The organism is Aquipuribacter nitratireducens (assembly GCF_037860835.1).
GTDB classification, from domain to species: Bacteria; Actinomycetota; Actinomycetes; order Actinomycetales; family JBBAYJ01; genus Aquipuribacter; species Aquipuribacter nitratireducens.
Genome location: NZ_JBBEOG010000005.1, coordinates 194,909 through 209,157 on the forward strand (window position 1 = coordinate 194,909; position 14,249 = coordinate 209,157).

Here is a 14,249-nt window from a genome sequence, read left to right on the forward strand (position 1 = left end):
GGGGGTGGACGCGTCAGGCCCCGCGTCGAGGAGGACCGGCGGGGATCAGTGGACGATCGTGTGGCCGATGTCCCGCTCGTGCCGCGTGACGTAGCGGTGCCACCGCACCGCGCACGTGAGCCGACCGATCAAGGTGGACCTCCTCGACTCGGTGCCCTGACGCTCAGCCCGTCAGCCGCGCGCGCAGCGTCTCCAGCTCGTCGCGCAGCATCGACGGCAGGGTGTCGCCGAACGTGTCGAACCACCGCTGGATCTGCGGCAGCTCGCGGGCCCACTCGTCGCGGTCGACCCGCAGGGCGGCCGCCATCCGCTCCTCCGGCACGTCGAGCCCGGTCGTGTCGATCGCCCCGTACGTCGGGACCCGGCCGACGGGGGTGTCCTTCGCCGCGGCGCGACCCTCGAGCCGGTCGACGACCCACTTGAGCACGCGGATGTTCTCGCCGAACCCGGGCCAGAGGAACCCGCCGTCGCCCGCGGCGCCCTCGCGCCGGAACCAGTTGACGTAGAAGACCTTCGGCAGCCGGTCGGCGTCCGCCTGCTTGCCGACGTCGAGCCAGTGGCCGAAGTAGTCGCCGGCGTCGTAGCCGATGAACGGCAGCATCGCCATGGGGTCGCGGCGGACGACGCCGGTCCGCCCCGTCGCGGCGGCCGTCGTCTCGCTCGACAGCGTCGCGCCCATGAAGACCCCGTGCGCCCAGTCCCGGGCCTCGGTGACGAGCGGGATCGTCGTGCGGCGGCGGCCCCCGAAGAGGATCGCCGAGATCGGCACGCCGCGCGGGTCGTCGTACTCGGGCGCCAGCACCGGGCACTGCGAGATCGGCGTGCAGAAGCGGCTGTTGGGGTGCGACGAGGGCCGGTCGGCGTCGGGCGTCCAGTCCTCCCCGCGCCAGTCGACGAGGTGCGCCGGCGGCTCCTCGGTCATGCCCTCCCACCACACGTCGCCGTCGTCGGTGAGCGCGACGTTGGTGAAGAGCGAGTTGCCCTTCGCGATCGTCCGCATGGCGTTCGGGTTGGTGTCCCAGCCCGTGCCGGGCGCGACGCCGAACAGCCCGAACTCGGGGTTGGAGGCCCACAGCCGGCCGTCCTCGCCGAAGCGCAGCCACGCGATGTCGTCGCCGAGGGTCTCGACCGTCCAGCCGGGGATCGTCGGCTCGAGCATCGCGAGGTTCGTCTTGCCGCACGCCGACGGGAAGGCGGCCGCGACGTAGTGGACCTCCTGCTGCGGCGAGGTGAGCTTGAGGATGAGCATGTGCTCGGCGAGCCAGCCCTCGTCGCGCGCCATGACCGAGGCGATCCGCAGGGCGTAGCACTTCTTGCCGAGCAGCGCGTTGCCCCCGTAGCCGGACCCGTACGACCAGATCATCCGCTCCTCGGGGAACTGGACGATGTACTTCGTCTCGTTGCTCGGCCACGCGACGTCGCTCTGCCCGTCCGCGAGCGGCATGCCGACGGAGTGCAGGCACGGCACGAAGGACGCCTGCGCCCGCTCGAGCTCCCGGAGCACCGTCGCCCCCATCCGCGTCATGATCCGCATCGACGCGGCGACGTAGGCGGAGTCGGTGAGCTCGACGCCGAACATCGGGTGCTCGGCATCCAGGCGGCCCATGACGAACGGCACGACGTAGAGCGTGCGGCCCCGCATCGACCCGTCGTACAGCTCGGTGAGGATCCCCTTCATCTCGTCGGGGTCGAGCCAGTTGTTCGTCGGGCCGGCGTCACGCGGGTCGCGGCTGCAGATGAACGTCCGGTCCTCGACGCGGGCGACGTCGTCGGGGTCGGAGCGGGCGAGGAAGCTCGTGGGAGCGGCGTCGAGCCGCAGGAGGGTGCCGGTCGCGACGAGCTCGTCGGTGAGCCGGGTCCACTCGGCGTCGCTGCCGTCGCAGACGTGCACCCGGTCCGGCGTCGTGAGCGCGACGACCTCCTCGATCCACTGCTGCAGGGCCTCGTGCGTCGTCCACCGGGGGGCGGCCGACGCCCGCCCCGTGCCGGTCGTCGTGCCGGTCGTCGTGCCGGTCGTCCTGTCGGCTGTGATGCTCATGCCTGTCCTCCCAGTCGTCGGTCCCCGCGGCTGTCACGGCGCAGCGGTGCTCCGGGCGCGCCCGGGCCCACCGAGTGTGTGGTGACGCTAGGGCCGTCCGCACTGTGAGAAGACGCTGGTGAGACCGCCGTCACGGTGAGCCCGATCACGCAGGCGGCCCAACGAAAGGGGCACCTGTCAATGACTCCCGTCGTCCTCCTCGACGTCAACGAGACCCTCACCGACATGTCCGGGCTCGACGCCGGCTTCGCCGACGTGCTGACCGACGTGCCGGGCGCCCCGGCGCCGCCGGTCGTGCGCGGCCTGTGGTTCGCGCGGCTCCTGCGCGACGGCTTCGCGGCGACGGCCGCGGGGTCCTCCGTCGCGTTCGCCGACCTCGCGCGGGTGCAGGCGGAGCAGGTCCTCGCCTCGCTCGGGCACGACGACCCGGCGACCGCGGCGCAGCACGTGCTCGGGGGCATCGCCGGTCTCGACCTGTACCCGGACGCGGCGCCCGGGCTCCGTCGTCTCGCGGGGAGCGGGGCCCGGCTCGTGCCGTTCACCAACGGCGCGACGGCCGTGAGCGACGGCGCGTTCGAGCGGGCCGGCGTCACCGACCTCTTCGAGACGCGGCTCTCGGTGCTCGACGCCGGGGTGTGGAAGCCCGCCGGGGACGCCTACCGCGGGGCGGCGGAGCGGCTCGGCGTCACGACGGCGGACTGCACGCTCGTCGCCGTCCACCCGTGGGACCTCATGGGTGCCGCCAGGGCCGGCTGCGCGACCGCGTGGGTGCGGCGCGGGACGAGCTGGCCCGCCTACTTCCCGGCACCAGATGTCGAGGCGGACGACATCGGGGCCCTCGCGGAGGCCATGATCGGGTCGTGATGCGCGCTGCCGCCGTGCTCGCGACCGGAGCGGACCGGACGCTCGAGACCCCCGGGGAGGTCGCGGGCGGCGTCGTCACGCTCGTGCTCCTCGTCGCGCTCGTCGTCAGCGCGCTGTGGGTGGGGCTCGTCGTCGTACCACGTGACCGGCGCCCGTCCTCGGCGCTGGCGTGGATGCTCCTCATCTACCTCCTGCCGCTCGCCGGCCTGCTCGCGTTCGCGCTCATCGGCAGCCCGAAGCTGCCGGTGTCGCGGCGCGACCGGCAGCGCGAGATGGACCGGCGGATCGAGGCGCGCGTCGAGCGCGAGGGCCGCGCCCACGACCCGACGCCCGGCCCTGCGTGGCTCGACGGCGTCGTCCGGCAGAACACGCGCGTCGGCCGGCTCCCCATGCTCCGGGGCAACGCCGCGACGCTCCACGGGGACTACGACGCGGCGATCCTCGCCATGGCCGACGACATCGCGTCGGCTCGTGAGCACGTGCACGTCGAGTTCTACATCCTGTCCCTCGACGACACGACAGAGCCGTTCTTCGCCGCCCTCGAGCAGGCCGTCGCCAACGGCGCCGACGTGCGCGTGCTCTTCGACCACATCGGCTCGGCTGGCTACCCCGGCTACCGGGCCACCCGGGAGCGGCTCACGAGGGCCGGGGTGCGGTGGGCCCTCATGCTGCCGGTGCAGCCGTGGCGCGGCCGCTACCAGCGCCCCGACCTGCGCAACCACCGCAAGCTCGTGGTGGTCGACGGTGCAGTCGGCTGGGCGGGGTCGCAGAACCTCATCGACCGCTCCTACGACAAGCCCGCGAACGTCCGCCGCGGCCTGCAGTGGCAGGACCTCATGGTCCGGCTTCGGGGTCCTGCTGTCCAGGCGCTCGACGCCGTCTTCGTCACCGACTGGTACAGCGAGACCGACGAGCTGCTCGGCGTCCGAGCGCCGCTGCGCCCCCGGGACGCGCGCGGGGCGGCGTCCGAGGGGCCGGTCGCGGTGCAGGTGCTCCCGAGCGGGCCCGGCTTCGAGACGGACAACAACCTCCTGATGTTCGACGCGCTGCTGTTCGCCGCGCGCACGCGCGTCAGCATCACGAGCCCGTACTTCGTGCCGGACGAGTCCCTCCTGGCCGCGGTCGTGGCCGCGGCCCTGCGCGGCTGCGACGTCGAGCTCTTCGTCCCGGCGCGCGCCGACCAGGCGCTCGTCCACCACGCGCAGCGCTCGTACTACGAGGAGCTGCTGCGGGCGGGCGTCAGGATCTTCCTCTACCCGGCGCCGTACGTCCTCCACGCCAAGCACGTGAGCATCGACGACGACGTCGCCGTCATCGGCTCGAGCGACCTCGACATCCGCTCGTTCGCCCTCGACCTCGAGTCCTCGCTGCTGTGTCACGACCGGGCCTTCGTCGACGCCCTCCGCGAGGTCGAGGACTCCTACCGGGCGCGCAGCCGCGAGCTCACCCTCGCCGAGTGGGTCCACCGTCCGCGCCACCAGCGCGTGCTCGACAACCTCGCGCGGCTCACCTCCGCCGTGCAGTGACGCCCGGCACCCGCCGGCGTTCTGGTTGACAGGTGAACGACGTGCGGTCACCCTGTTCTACAGCCGCACACTCGTTCGCTATGCGAACCGTTGCCAACGGAGGCAACCATGCGTCCTCACCCCAGCGCCGGGCCCGCCCGTCGTCCGGCGTGGAGGACTTCGTGACCCGCTCGGAGGGCTTCACCTACACCTCGACCCGCAGCCGCGTCGTCTTCGGCGTCGACGCCTCGCGCGAGCGGCTCGCCGCCGAGGTCGACGCCCTCGGCGGGCAGCGCGTCCTCGTCGTCGCCGGGGCCGCGGAGATGCCGCTGGCGCGCGAGCTCGCCGAACCCTTCGCCGACCGCGTCGTCGGCTGGTTCGACGACGTCCGCCAGCACGTCCCGGTCGAGTGCGCGGAGGCCGCCCGCGCCCTGGCGCGCGACACGAGCGCCGACCTGCTGCTGAGCGTCGGCGGGGGCTCGACGACCGGCACCGCCAAGGCCGTCGCCCTCACCGACCGGCTGCCGGTCCTCGCGGTCCCGACGACGTACGCCGGCAGCGAGATGACGAACGTGTGGGGCCTCACCGAGGGCGCCCGCAAGACGACGGGCGTCGACGACGTCGTCGCCCCCCGCACCGTCGTCTACGACCCCGCCCTCACCGTCGGGCTGCCCCCGGGGCTGTCCGCGGCCAGCGGGCTCAACGCGATGGCGCACTGCGTCGAGGCGCTGTGGGCGCCCGGTGCCAACCCGGTCACGACGCTGCTCGCCGTGGAGGCCGTCGCCGGTCTCACGCGCGGTCTGCCCGGCGTCCTCGCCGACGGCGAGGACCTCACCGCCCGCTCGGACGTGCTGTACGGCGCGTGGCTCGCGGGCACCGCGTTCGCGACGGCCGGGTCGGGGCTGCACCACAAGACGTGCCACGTCCTCGGCGGCGCCTTCGCCCTCCCGCACGCGGAGATGCACGCGGTCGTCCTGCCGCACGTCCTCGCCTTCCAGACCCCGGCCCTGCACCCGGCGACCGTCGACCGGCTCTCCCGGGCCCTGCAGGGCCCGGGCGCCGAGCGGCCCGCCGAGCTGCTCGCCGACCTCGACGACGCCCTCGGCATCCCCGCCGGGCTGCGCGACGTCGGCCTGCGCGAGGAGGACCTGCCGGAGGCGGCGACGCTCGTCGCGGACGTCGTCGCCGACGGCGCCATACCGAACCCCCGACCCATCAGCCGCGCCGACGTCGACGCCCTCGTCCGGGCCGCGTGGGCGGGGCGCCCCCGCCGAGGAGGACCCGAATGAGCCAGACGTACGGCCAGGACCCCGCGCAGGTCGCGGTCGAGCGCGACGTCACCGACCGGGTCGTCGCGAGCTTCGCCGGTGCCGCCTCGCCGCGGTACCGGGAGGTGATGACGAGCCTCGTCGAGCACCTGCACGCGTTCGTCCGCGACGTCAGGCTCACCGAGGAGGAGTGGACGACCGCCGTGGAGTTCCTCCGCGGCTGCGGCGACACCACGACGGGAACGCGGCAGGAGTTCATCCTGCTGTCCGACGTGCTCGGGGTCTCGATGCAGACGATCGCCGTCAACAACCCCGTGGGCGCGGAGGTCCCGGGCGACCTCACCCCGACCGAGGCGACGGTGTTCGGGCCGTTCTTCGTCGACGGCACGACCGAGGTGCCGAGCGGGGGCGACGTCACCTTCGGCGCCAAGGGCACCCCGTGCCTCGTCGAGGGCCGCGTCACCGACACCTTCGGCCGGCCGGTGCCCGGGGCGCGCCTGGAGGTGTGGGAGGCCGACGAGGACGGGTTCTACGACGTCCAGCTCGACGGTTTCGACGGGCCGGGCTCGATGGCCGGACGCGGGCACCTGTTCAGCACCGACGACGGCTCGTACGCGTTCTGGTCGGTGCTGCCCGCCAGCTACGGCATCCCCGACGACGGCCCTGTCGGCGACCTCCTCGCCGCCGCCGGACGCAGCAACTACCGCCCCGCCCACATCCACTTCATGGTGACGGCGCCCGGGATGCGCCGTCTCGTCACCCACGTGTTCGTCGCCGGCGACGAGCACCTCGCCACCGACGCGGTGTTCGGCGTCAAGGACTCCCTCGTCCTCGACTTCACGGAGCAGCCGCCGGGGGAGGCGCACGGCCGGCACGTCGACTCACCGTGGGTGCGCACCCGCTTCGACATCGTCCTGGCTCCCACCACCAGCGGAGGAGACACATGACCGAGCCCCTGAAGACCGACGTCCTCGTCGTCGGCACCGGCCCCGCCGGGTCCGCGGCGTCCCTCGCGCTCGCGACGTACGGCGTCGACCACATGGTCATCACGAAGTACCGGTGGACGGCCAACACGCCCCGGGCGCACATCACCAACCAGCGGACGATGGAGATCCTCCGCGACCTCGGCGTCGAGGAGCAGGTCGAGGCGCTCGCCGTCCCGCAGCACCTCATGGGCGACACCGTGTTCTGCACGAGCCTCGCCGGGGACGAGCTGGGCCGGGTCCGCACGTGGGGCACGCACCCGCGCCGCCAGGCCGACTACACGCTCGCGAGCCCCAGCAGCATCTGCGACATCCCGCAGAACTACATGGAGCCGATCCTCGTCCGCAACGCCGCCGAGCGCGGCGCCCACGTCCGCTTCGACACCGAGTACGTCGCGATGGAGCAGGACGACGACGGCGTCACCGTCACGGTCCGGGACCGCCTGACCGGCCACGAGTACCCGATCCGCGCCCAGTACGTCATCGGCGCCGACGGCGGGCGCTCCCAGGTCGTCAAGGACCTCGGGCTCGCCCACGAGGGGCAGATGGACGTCGCCGGGTCGATGAACATCGTGTTCAAGGCCGACCTGTCGAGGTACGTCGCCGAGCGGCCCTCGATCCTCTACTGGGTCCTGCAGCCCGGCAGCGACGTCGGCGGCATCGGCCTCGGCCTCGTGCGGTGCGTGCGCCCGTGGGACGAGTGGCTCATCGTGTGGGGCTACGACATCTCCGCCGAGCCGCCCGTCGTCGACGAGGCGTTCGCGACCAAGGTCGTCCACGACCTCGTCGGCGACGACACCATCGACGTGCAGCTGCAGTCGACGAGCCTGTGGGGCAACAACAAGTGGTACGCCACCGAGCTGCGCCGGGGGCGGGTGTTCGCGATGGGCGACGCCGTCCACCGGCACCCGCCGAGCAACGGGCTGGGCTCCAACACGTCGATCCAGGACGCGTACAACCTCGCGTGGAAGCTCGCCCACGTCCTGCGCGGGCAGGCCGGCACGGGGCTGCTCGACTCCTACGAGCCGGAGCGCGCCCCGGTCGCCGAGCAGATCGTGCTGCGCGCCAACAAGTCGATCGAGGAGTTCGGGCCGATCCTCGAGGCGCTGGGGCTCACCGACACGTCCGACCCCGCCGTCATGAACGCCCGTATCGCCGACCGCGCCGACGACACCGCCGAGGGTCGCGCCAAGCGGGAGGCGCTGAAGAAGGCGCTCGAGCTGAAGGACTACGAGTTCAACGCCCACGGCGTCGAGCTCGGCCAGCGGTACGCCAGCGGCGCCGTCGTCCCCGACGGGACCCCGGAACCGGAGTACGAGCGCGATCCCGAGCTGTACTACCACCCGACGACGTGGCCCGGCGCCCGCCTGCCGCACTGCTGGCTCGGGCACCGCGAGGGGTCCGGCTACCGGAAGGTCAGCACCCACGACGTCGCCGGGCAGGGCCGATTCACCCTCTTCACCGGCATCGGCGGGCAGGCGTGGGCCGACGCGGCGGACACGCTGTCGCGCGAGCTCGGCGTCGAGGTGCGTGCCGTCGTCGTCGGGCCCGGGCAGCCGTACACCGACCTGTACGACGACTGGGCGCGGCTGCGGGAGGTCGACGAGGACGGGTGCGTGCTCGTCCGGCCCGACAACCACGTCGCGTGGCGCTCGCTGCATCCCGTCGACGACGCGCGCGCGGTGCTCGGCGGGGTGCTCCGGCAGGTCCTCGACCGGCCCGTCGACGCAGCGGCGGGCGGCTGACGTGGCCCGGCTCCTCGGCCTCGCCGAGGCGGTGGCGGAGCTCGTCCGCGACGGCGACACGGTCGCGGTCGAGGGCTTCACCCACCTCATCCCCGTCGCCGCGGGGCACGAGGTGATCCGGCAGGGCCGGCGCGACCTCACCCTCGTCCGGATGACGCCCGACGTCGTCTACGACCAGATGATCGGCGCGGGGTGCGCGTCCCGGCTCGTGTTCAGCTGGGGCGGCAACCCGGGCGTCGGGTCGCTCCACCGGTTCCGGGACGCCGTCCAGAACGGCTGGCCCCGACCGCTGGAGATCGAGGAGCACTCCCACGCCGGGATGGCCAACCGGTACGTCGCCGGGGCGAGCGGCCTGCCGTTCGCCGTGCTGCGCGGCTACCGCGGCACCGACCTGCCCGCGCACACCACGACGATCGCGACCGTCACGTGCCCGTTCACCGGTGAGGAGCTGACGGCCGTCCCGGCGCTCACACCCGATGTCGCACTGCTCCACGCCCAGCAGGCCGACCGCGAGGGCAACGTGCAGATGTGGGGCATCACGGGCGTCAACAAGGAGGTCGCGCTCGCCTCGCGACGCGTGCTGTTCACGGTCGAGGAGGTCGTCGACGCGCTCGAACCCCGACCCGGCGCGGTGGTGCTGCCGTCGTGGGTCGTCGACGCCGTCGCCCACGTGCCGGGCGGCGCGCAGCCGTCGTACGCGCACGGCTACTCCGAGCGCGACAACGCCGCGTACCGCGCGTGGGACGCCGTGAGCCGCGACCGGGAGACCTTCGGCCGGTGGCTGGCCGACGAGGTGGGGGCGGTGCCGGCGTGAGCTGGACGACGTCGGAGATGATGACCGTCGCGGCGTCGCGGGCGCTGCGCGACGGCGCGACCTGCTTCGTCGGCATCGGTAAGCCGTCGACCGCCGCGAACCTCGCCCGCGCGACGCACGCGCCGGGCCTCGTCCTGATCTACGAGTCCGGGACGATCGGCGCGAAGCCGGACCGGCTGCCACTGTCGATCGGGGACGGGGTGCTCGCGGAGACGGCGACGACGGTGGTGAGCGTGCCGGAGATCTTCAACTACTGGCTCCAGCCGGGGCGCATCGACGTCGGGTTCCTCGGCGCCGCCCAGCTCGACCGCCTCGCCAACATCAACACCACCGTCATCGGCCCGTACGACGACCCGACGGTGCGCCTGCCCGGAGCGGGCGGCGCGCCGGAGATCGCGGCCTCGTGCCGGGAGGTGGTGGTCGTCGTCGCGCAGTCGCGGCGCACGTTCGTCGAGCGCGTCGACTTCGTCACCTCCGTGGGGTTCGGCGACGGTCCCGGGTACCGGGAGCGGCACGGCCTGCGGGGCCGGGGCCCGACGCAGGTCATCACCGACCTCGGCGTGCTGCGCCCGGACCCGGTGACGTGCGAGCTCGTGCTCACCGAGCTGCACCCGGGGGCCACGGTCGAGCAGGCGCGCGAGGCCACGGGCTGGGACCTGCGCGTCGCCGCCGACCTGTCCGTGACGCCGGAGCCGAGCGAGCACGAGCTGCGGGTGCTGCGGGCCATCGAGGCGACGGCCACCTCCGGCGGCGCGGCGCCGTGACCTCAGCGGTCGCGGTCGCCCCGCGTCAGGGGTCGGACGAGGACGAGGTTGGCGATCCCGCCGACGACGCTGACGACGAGGGCGCCCCAGAACGCCGCCCAGAAGCCGTCGACCTCGAACGGCAGCCCGAGCCGTCCCGTGATCCAGCTCGACAGCCAGAACAGCAGGCCGTTCACCACGAGCCCGAACAGACCGAGGGTGAGGACGTAGAGGAGGCATCCGACGGTCTTCGCGATGGGCTGCAGGACGGCGTTGACGACGCCGATCACCGCCGCCACGACGACGAGCGTCCAGACCCGCTCCGTCAGGGTGCCGGAGTCGAGCCGGATGCCCGGCACGAGGAGCACGGCGACCCACACCGCGAGCGCGGTGGCGAGCACACCGAGCAGCAGCCTCACGGGGGCGAGGCTAGACGACCGCGCTGCGGCACGATAGGAGCGCGCCGGTGACCACCGTCGTCGGGCGGGCGGAGGTGCACGTGAGCAGCGAGACGTTCGTCCGCTCGCTCGAGCGGGGCCTCGCCGTCATCCGCGCCTTCGACGCCGAGCACCCGCGGCTGTCGCTGTCGGAGGTCGCGCGCCGGACCGGGCTCACCCGTGCGGCCGCGCGGCGGTTCCTCCTCACCCTCGTCGAGCTCGGCTACGTCCACGCCTCCGACGGGGTGTTCTCCCTGCGGCCGCGGGTGCTCGAGCTCGGCTTCGCGTACCTGTCCGGGCTGCGGCTCGTCGACGTCGCGCACCCGCACATGCAGTCGCTGTCGGACGCGGTCCACGAGTCGGTGTCGGTGTCGGTCCTCGACGGCGACGACCTCGTGTACGTCGGCCGCGTCCACGCCCGCAAGATCATGACGGTGGCCCTCGACGTCGGCAGCCGGCTGCCGGCCTACTGCACGTCGATGGGCCGCGTGCTCCTCGCCCACGCCCCCGCCGACCGGCTGTCCGACTACCTCGCCCGTGTCGACCTCGTGGCGCGCACCCCGCACACCGTGACCGACGCCGCCGCCCTCGCGGAGGTGCTCGACCGGGTCCGCGCCGACGGGTTCGCCGTCGTCGACCAGGAGCTGGAGCTCGGGCTGCGGTCCGTCGCCGTGCCGCTGCACGCCCGGGGCGGGGAGGTGGTGGCGGCGATGAACGTCGCCGCACCGCTCGAGCGCGGCTCCCTCGAGGAGATCCGCGCCGAGCTCCTGCCCCCACTGCTCGCCGCCGCCCGGGAGTGCGAGGCGGACCTGCTCGCGGTGTGAGTCTGCATCGGTGACCGCGACACGCCGCGCGTCCCGGTCACCACTGCAGACTCGCCGGCCGCGAGGGCGGTCAGGCGGCTCAGGTGGTCCGGCGGGTGGCGGGCTGGCGACGACCGGGGCCACCGTGCGGGTCCGGCGGGCTCGGCTCGGCCTGCGTGTCGTCGCTCACGGGGCTGCCGGCCGCCTCCGGCCGAGGCGTGTCGGCCGGAGCGGTCCGGCTCGTCGGGTCGGGGTCCGTCGGCTCCGCGCCGTCGGCCAGCTGCTGGAGCCGGCCTCGCAGCACCGTGAGGACCGGCAGCCGGTTGCCGTGCGCCTCCTCGTGCTCGACGAGTGCGTCGATCTCCTCGGGCTCCAGGCTGCGCACGCGGTGCTCGAGCTGCTGCGGGCCGAGCTGGTCGATGTCAGGGATGGCGAGATCGGGCATGTCCCGGCCGTACCCGCGTGATCCGACGGCATGCCGCGCGGTCGAGAGCACCGCGCCGGGTCCGGTACGCTCGTCCGGTCGTCGCGTCACCCCGACGTGGGCGGCATGCGCCCGTAGCTCAACGGATAGAGCATCTGACTACGGATCAGAAGGTTGGGGGTTCGAGTCCCTCCGGGCGCGCGTCAGGTTGAGACAGGAGAGGGCCCGGCCACCGGATGCGGTGGCCGGGCCCTCTGCTGTCCACCTCGGCCCACCGGCGTGACCCGGTGACGCCCCCCGCGACGCATCTGCGTCGTGAGTGGGGGATGCGTCCCAGGGCACGCCGGTCGGGGCGGGACAGATCCCCCTTTCACGCCGTCGGCGGCCTGGCTCAGCCCGTGAGGAGGCCGAGCACCCGGACGGTGTTCGTGCCCGACGTGGTCGAGCAGTCGAGGAGCTCGCCCGCGAGCGCGTCGAGCCGGCCCCCGCCCTTCGGGTCGACCGTCGTCGTCCCGTCCGCCCGGGTGATCGTCGTCTCGACCTGCAGCCAGACCTGCGTGCTGCCCACCACCGGGCTGCCGTTCGCGGCGAAGCTCGGCCGGGCGGTCGTGAACGTCGTCCCGTCGGTGCAGGTCCAAGTCAGGGTCCGCTCGTGCGGCCGCGGCGGTTCGGCCGCCTGCGCCGCGACGGGTGTCAGGGCCAGGGCGCCGACCGCCACCGCGGCGCAGGCTCGTCCGGCCGTTGGTGCTCTCATGGGGTTCCCTCCGTCCGGGGGTCGCCCTCCGACCCCGGGTGACAGGACGCCAGGAGCCCGTCGCGAACGCGCCTACCGTGCTTCCCCCACTCCTGGCGGCGCGCCACCCTGACCTCATGGACATCGTCGACCCGACCGTCGCCCGCTACGTCCTCGACCACTGCTCGCCGGGCGAGGACGATCTCCTGGCCGAGCTCGCGGCCGAGACCCGCGAGCGCTACCCCGACTCCGCCGGCATGCAGATCACCGCCGACGAGGGCGCGCTGCTCGCGATGCTCGTCCGGTTGTGCGGTGCGCGGGACGCCGTGGAGGTCGGCGTCTTCACCGGCTACTCGTCCCTGTGGGTCGCGCGGGCACTGCCCGGGGACGGGCGCCTGCTCGCGCTCGACGTGAGCGACGAGTGGACGTCGCTGGCGCGCCGGTACTGGGAACGGGCCGGTGTCGTGGACCGCATCGAGCTGCGACTCGGGCCGGCCGCCGACGCGCTCCGTGCGCTGCCGGACGAACCCGTCCTCGACTTCGCGTTCGTCGACGCCGACAAGGAGGGCTACCCGACGTACTACGAGGAGGTCGTCCGCCGGCTGCGGCCGGGCGGGCTCGTCGTGCTCGACAACGTCCTGCGGGAGGGCCGTGTCGTCGACCCGGCGCAGCAGGGCCCCGCCGACGCCGCGATCCGCCGCGTCAACGACGCGGTCGTCGCCGACACGAGGGTCGACTCCGTCATGCTGCCGGTCCGTGACGGTGTCACCGTGGCGCGGCGTCGCCCCGCTTGATCGATGCCATCTTCTTGCCGCGCGCGACCTCGTCGACGACCTTGTCCATCCAGCGGATCCGCTGCATGAGCGGGTCGTCGATGTCCTCCACGCGCACCCCGCAGATCACGCCGGTGATGAGCGACGCGTTCGGGTTCATCGCCGGCGCCCGGGCGAAGAACGTCTCGAGGTCGCGCTGGTCGGTGAGCGTCTCCTGCAGCCCGGCGTCGTCGTAGCCCGTGAGCCACTCGATCACCTCGTCCACCTCCGCCTTCGTCCGGCCCTTCCGCTCGGCCTTCGCGACGTAGTGCGGGTAGATGCTCGCGAACGGCGTCGCGAAGATGCGGTGACCGGGCACGTCAGAGTCCTTTCACGGCGCGGACGGCGGCGAGGGTGCGGGGGAAGCCGACGTACGGCAGGCAGTGGACGATCGCGGCGAGGACCGTCTCGCGGCTGTTGCCGACCTCCAGGCACGCGCGGGCGTGCGGCGTCAGCTGCGGCCCCGTGTCGCCCAGGGCCGTGAGGGCGCACAGGACGAGCAGCTCCCGCTGGGCGAGCGTGAGCCCCTCGCGCGTGTAGAAGTCGCCGAAGCACCACTCGGTGAGGAACCGGGGCAACGCCTCGTCGAACGGCGCGGGCAGGTCGGCGAGGTTGTCGCGGATCTCCGTGCCGTACAGCGGGGCCTGGATCTCGAGGCCGCGCTCGTACCGCTCGTCCTCTCCGACGGTGCCCTGGTCGGGCAGCGGGAGCTCGACGCCTCGCGCCGTGAGCACGTCGTCGACGGTGACGAGGGCGGTGAGGGTGCGTGGGAACCCGACGAAGGGCGCGAGCTGGTACACCGCCTCGCGGAGCGACACGGGCGGCACCCCCACGTTCAGCGCGGCGTGGGTGTGGGCGCCGAGCTGGCGCCCGGTGCCCAGCACCGAGAGGACCGTGACGGTGACGAGCTCCCGGGTCGCGTCGTCGAGCTCGCCGGTGCGGAACACGTCGCCGAAGACGACGCCCCGCAGGATCGCCATGAGCTCGGGGTGGGTCTCGGGGGCATCGCGGTCACGCGGGCCGAAGAGACACGCGTACGTCTCCTCGGCCCACTCCTGGCGGGCGGACGACGTCATGCGG

The 14,249-nt window shown here is 73.5% G+C and carries 15 protein-coding genes and 1 tRNA gene; 10 read left to right on the top strand and 6 right to left on the bottom strand.

Going from position 1 to position 14,249, the window contains the following annotated elements:
- Positions 1-163: 163 nt before the first annotated feature.
- Positions 164-2,038, bottom strand: a complete 1,875-nt coding sequence (locus tag WAB14_RS11540) for a phosphoenolpyruvate carboxykinase (GTP) (protein ID WP_340269928.1) — start codon at positions 2,036-2,038, stop codon at positions 164-166.
- A gap of 180 nt (positions 2,039-2,218) precedes the next feature.
- On the opposite strand from WAB14_RS11540, the gene WAB14_RS11545 reads away from it, so the two are divergent.
- The 7 genes from WAB14_RS11545 (at position 2,219) to WAB14_RS11575 (ending at position 9,981) form a co-directional block, all read left to right on the top strand.
- On the top strand, positions 2,219-2,902 hold the full coding sequence (locus tag WAB14_RS11545; RefSeq protein WP_340269930.1) for a haloacid dehalogenase type II: 684 nt from the start codon (positions 2,219-2,221) through the stop codon (positions 2,900-2,902).
- Positions 2,902-4,428, top strand: a complete 1,527-nt coding sequence (gene cls / locus WAB14_RS11550; RefSeq protein ID WP_340270116.1) for a cardiolipin synthase — start codon at positions 2,902-2,904, stop codon at positions 4,426-4,428. Before WAB14_RS11545 ends, cls begins: the two co-directional genes overlap by 1 nt.
- A gap of 161 nt (positions 4,429-4,589) precedes the next feature.
- Complete coding sequence (locus WAB14_RS11555) at positions 4,590-5,696, top strand: maleylacetate reductase (RefSeq protein WP_340269932.1); 1,107 nt, start codon at positions 4,590-4,592, stop codon at positions 5,694-5,696.
- Positions 5,693-6,622, top strand: coding sequence for a dioxygenase family protein (locus WAB14_RS11560; protein WP_340269933.1), 930 nt, complete (start codon positions 5,693-5,695; stop codon positions 6,620-6,622). The genes WAB14_RS11555 and WAB14_RS11560 overlap by 4 nt, the downstream gene beginning before the upstream one ends.
- A complete protein-coding gene (locus WAB14_RS11565; RefSeq protein ID WP_340269935.1) occupies positions 6,619-8,403 on the top strand; it encodes an FAD-dependent oxidoreductase in 1,785 nt (594 codons plus the stop codon). The genes WAB14_RS11560 and WAB14_RS11565 overlap by 4 nt, the downstream gene beginning before the upstream one ends.
- Position 8,404: 1 nt before the next feature.
- Positions 8,405-9,217 carry a CoA transferase subunit A gene (locus WAB14_RS11570; RefSeq protein ID WP_340269937.1) on the top strand — a complete coding sequence of 271 codons (813 nt, stop codon included), beginning with the start codon at positions 8,405-8,407 and terminating at the stop codon, positions 9,215-9,217.
- Positions 9,214-9,981, top strand: coding sequence for a CoA-transferase subunit beta (locus WAB14_RS11575; protein WP_340269939.1), 768 nt, complete (start codon positions 9,214-9,216; stop codon positions 9,979-9,981). Before WAB14_RS11570 ends, WAB14_RS11575 begins: the two co-directional genes overlap by 4 nt.
- Positions 9,982-9,983: 2 nt before the next feature.
- On the opposite strand, the gene WAB14_RS11580 is transcribed toward WAB14_RS11575, so the two are convergent.
- The gene (locus tag WAB14_RS11580; protein ID WP_340269940.1) at positions 9,984-10,379 is read right to left on the bottom strand and encodes a phage holin family protein; all 396 of its coding nucleotides are present in this window, start codon (positions 10,377-10,379) and stop codon (positions 9,984-9,986) included.
- A gap of 47 nt (positions 10,380-10,426) precedes the next feature.
- On the opposite strand from WAB14_RS11580, the gene WAB14_RS11585 reads away from it, so the two are divergent.
- The gene (locus tag WAB14_RS11585; RefSeq protein ID WP_340269942.1) at positions 10,427-11,221 is read left to right on the top strand and encodes an IclR family transcriptional regulator domain-containing protein; all 795 of its coding nucleotides are present in this window, start codon (positions 10,427-10,429) and stop codon (positions 11,219-11,221) included.
- A gap of 79 nt (positions 11,222-11,300) precedes the next feature.
- Here the strand turns inward: WAB14_RS11585 and WAB14_RS11590 are convergent, their stop codons facing one another.
- Positions 11,301-11,645, bottom strand: coding sequence for a DUF8129 domain-containing protein (locus WAB14_RS11590; protein WP_340269944.1), 345 nt, complete (start codon positions 11,643-11,645; stop codon positions 11,301-11,303).
- A 107-nt stretch (positions 11,646-11,752) separates the two neighbouring features.
- Here WAB14_RS11590 and WAB14_RS11595 point away from each other — a divergent pair.
- Positions 11,753-11,825 (top strand) — tRNA-Arg (locus WAB14_RS11595).
- Between the two features lie 190 nt (positions 11,826-12,015).
- On the opposite strand, the gene WAB14_RS11600 is transcribed toward WAB14_RS11595, so the two are convergent.
- Positions 12,016-12,342, bottom strand: a complete 327-nt coding sequence (locus tag WAB14_RS11600) for a hypothetical protein (RefSeq protein ID WP_340269947.1) — start codon at positions 12,340-12,342, stop codon at positions 12,016-12,018.
- A gap of 152 nt (positions 12,343-12,494) precedes the next feature.
- On the opposite strand from WAB14_RS11600, the gene WAB14_RS11605 reads away from it, so the two are divergent.
- Positions 12,495-13,151: an O-methyltransferase gene (locus tag WAB14_RS11605; protein WP_340269949.1), complete on the top strand. Its 657-nt coding sequence runs from the start codon at positions 12,495-12,497 to the stop codon at positions 13,149-13,151.
- Here the strand turns inward: WAB14_RS11605 and WAB14_RS11610 are convergent.
- Positions 13,123-13,488, bottom strand: a complete 366-nt coding sequence (locus WAB14_RS11610; RefSeq protein ID WP_340269951.1) for a DUF2200 domain-containing protein — start codon at positions 13,486-13,488, stop codon at positions 13,123-13,125. The genes WAB14_RS11605 and WAB14_RS11610 overlap by 29 nt on opposite strands.
- 1 nt (position 13,489) lies before the next feature.
- On the bottom strand, positions 13,490-14,245 hold the full coding sequence (locus tag WAB14_RS11615) for a carboxymuconolactone decarboxylase family protein (protein WP_340269953.1): 756 nt from the start codon (positions 14,243-14,245) through the stop codon (positions 13,490-13,492).
- Between the last annotated feature and the right edge of the window lie 4 nt (positions 14,246-14,249).

What these genes read in the sequence shown, in the direction of transcription:
- WAB14_RS11540 (WP_340269928.1), bottom strand. Translation starts at nt 2,038, where the DNA reads ATGAGCATCACAGCCGACAGGACGACCGGCACGACGACCGGCACGACG.
- WAB14_RS11605 (WP_340269949.1), top strand. Translation starts at nt 12,495, where the DNA reads ATGGACATCGTCGACCCGACCGTCGCCCGCTACGTCCTCGACCACTGC.
- cls (WP_340270116.1), top strand. Translation starts at nt 2,902, where the DNA reads ATGCGCGCTGCCGCCGTGCTCGCGACCGGAGCGGACCGGACGCTCGAG.
- WAB14_RS11590 (WP_340269944.1), bottom strand. Translation starts at nt 11,645, where the DNA reads ATGCCCGATCTCGCCATCCCTGACATCGACCAGCTCGGCCCGCAGCAG.
- WAB14_RS11565 (WP_340269935.1), top strand. Translation starts at nt 6,619, where the DNA reads ATGACCGAGCCCCTGAAGACCGACGTCCTCGTCGTCGGCACCGGCCCC.
- WAB14_RS11560 (WP_340269933.1), top strand. Translation starts at nt 5,693, where the DNA reads ATGAGCCAGACGTACGGCCAGGACCCCGCGCAGGTCGCGGTCGAGCGC.
- WAB14_RS11615 (WP_340269953.1), bottom strand. Translation starts at nt 14,245, where the DNA reads ATGACGTCGTCCGCCCGCCAGGAGTGGGCCGAGGAGACGTACGCGTGT.
- WAB14_RS11545 (WP_340269930.1), top strand. Translation starts at nt 2,219, where the DNA reads ATGACTCCCGTCGTCCTCCTCGACGTCAACGAGACCCTCACCGACATG.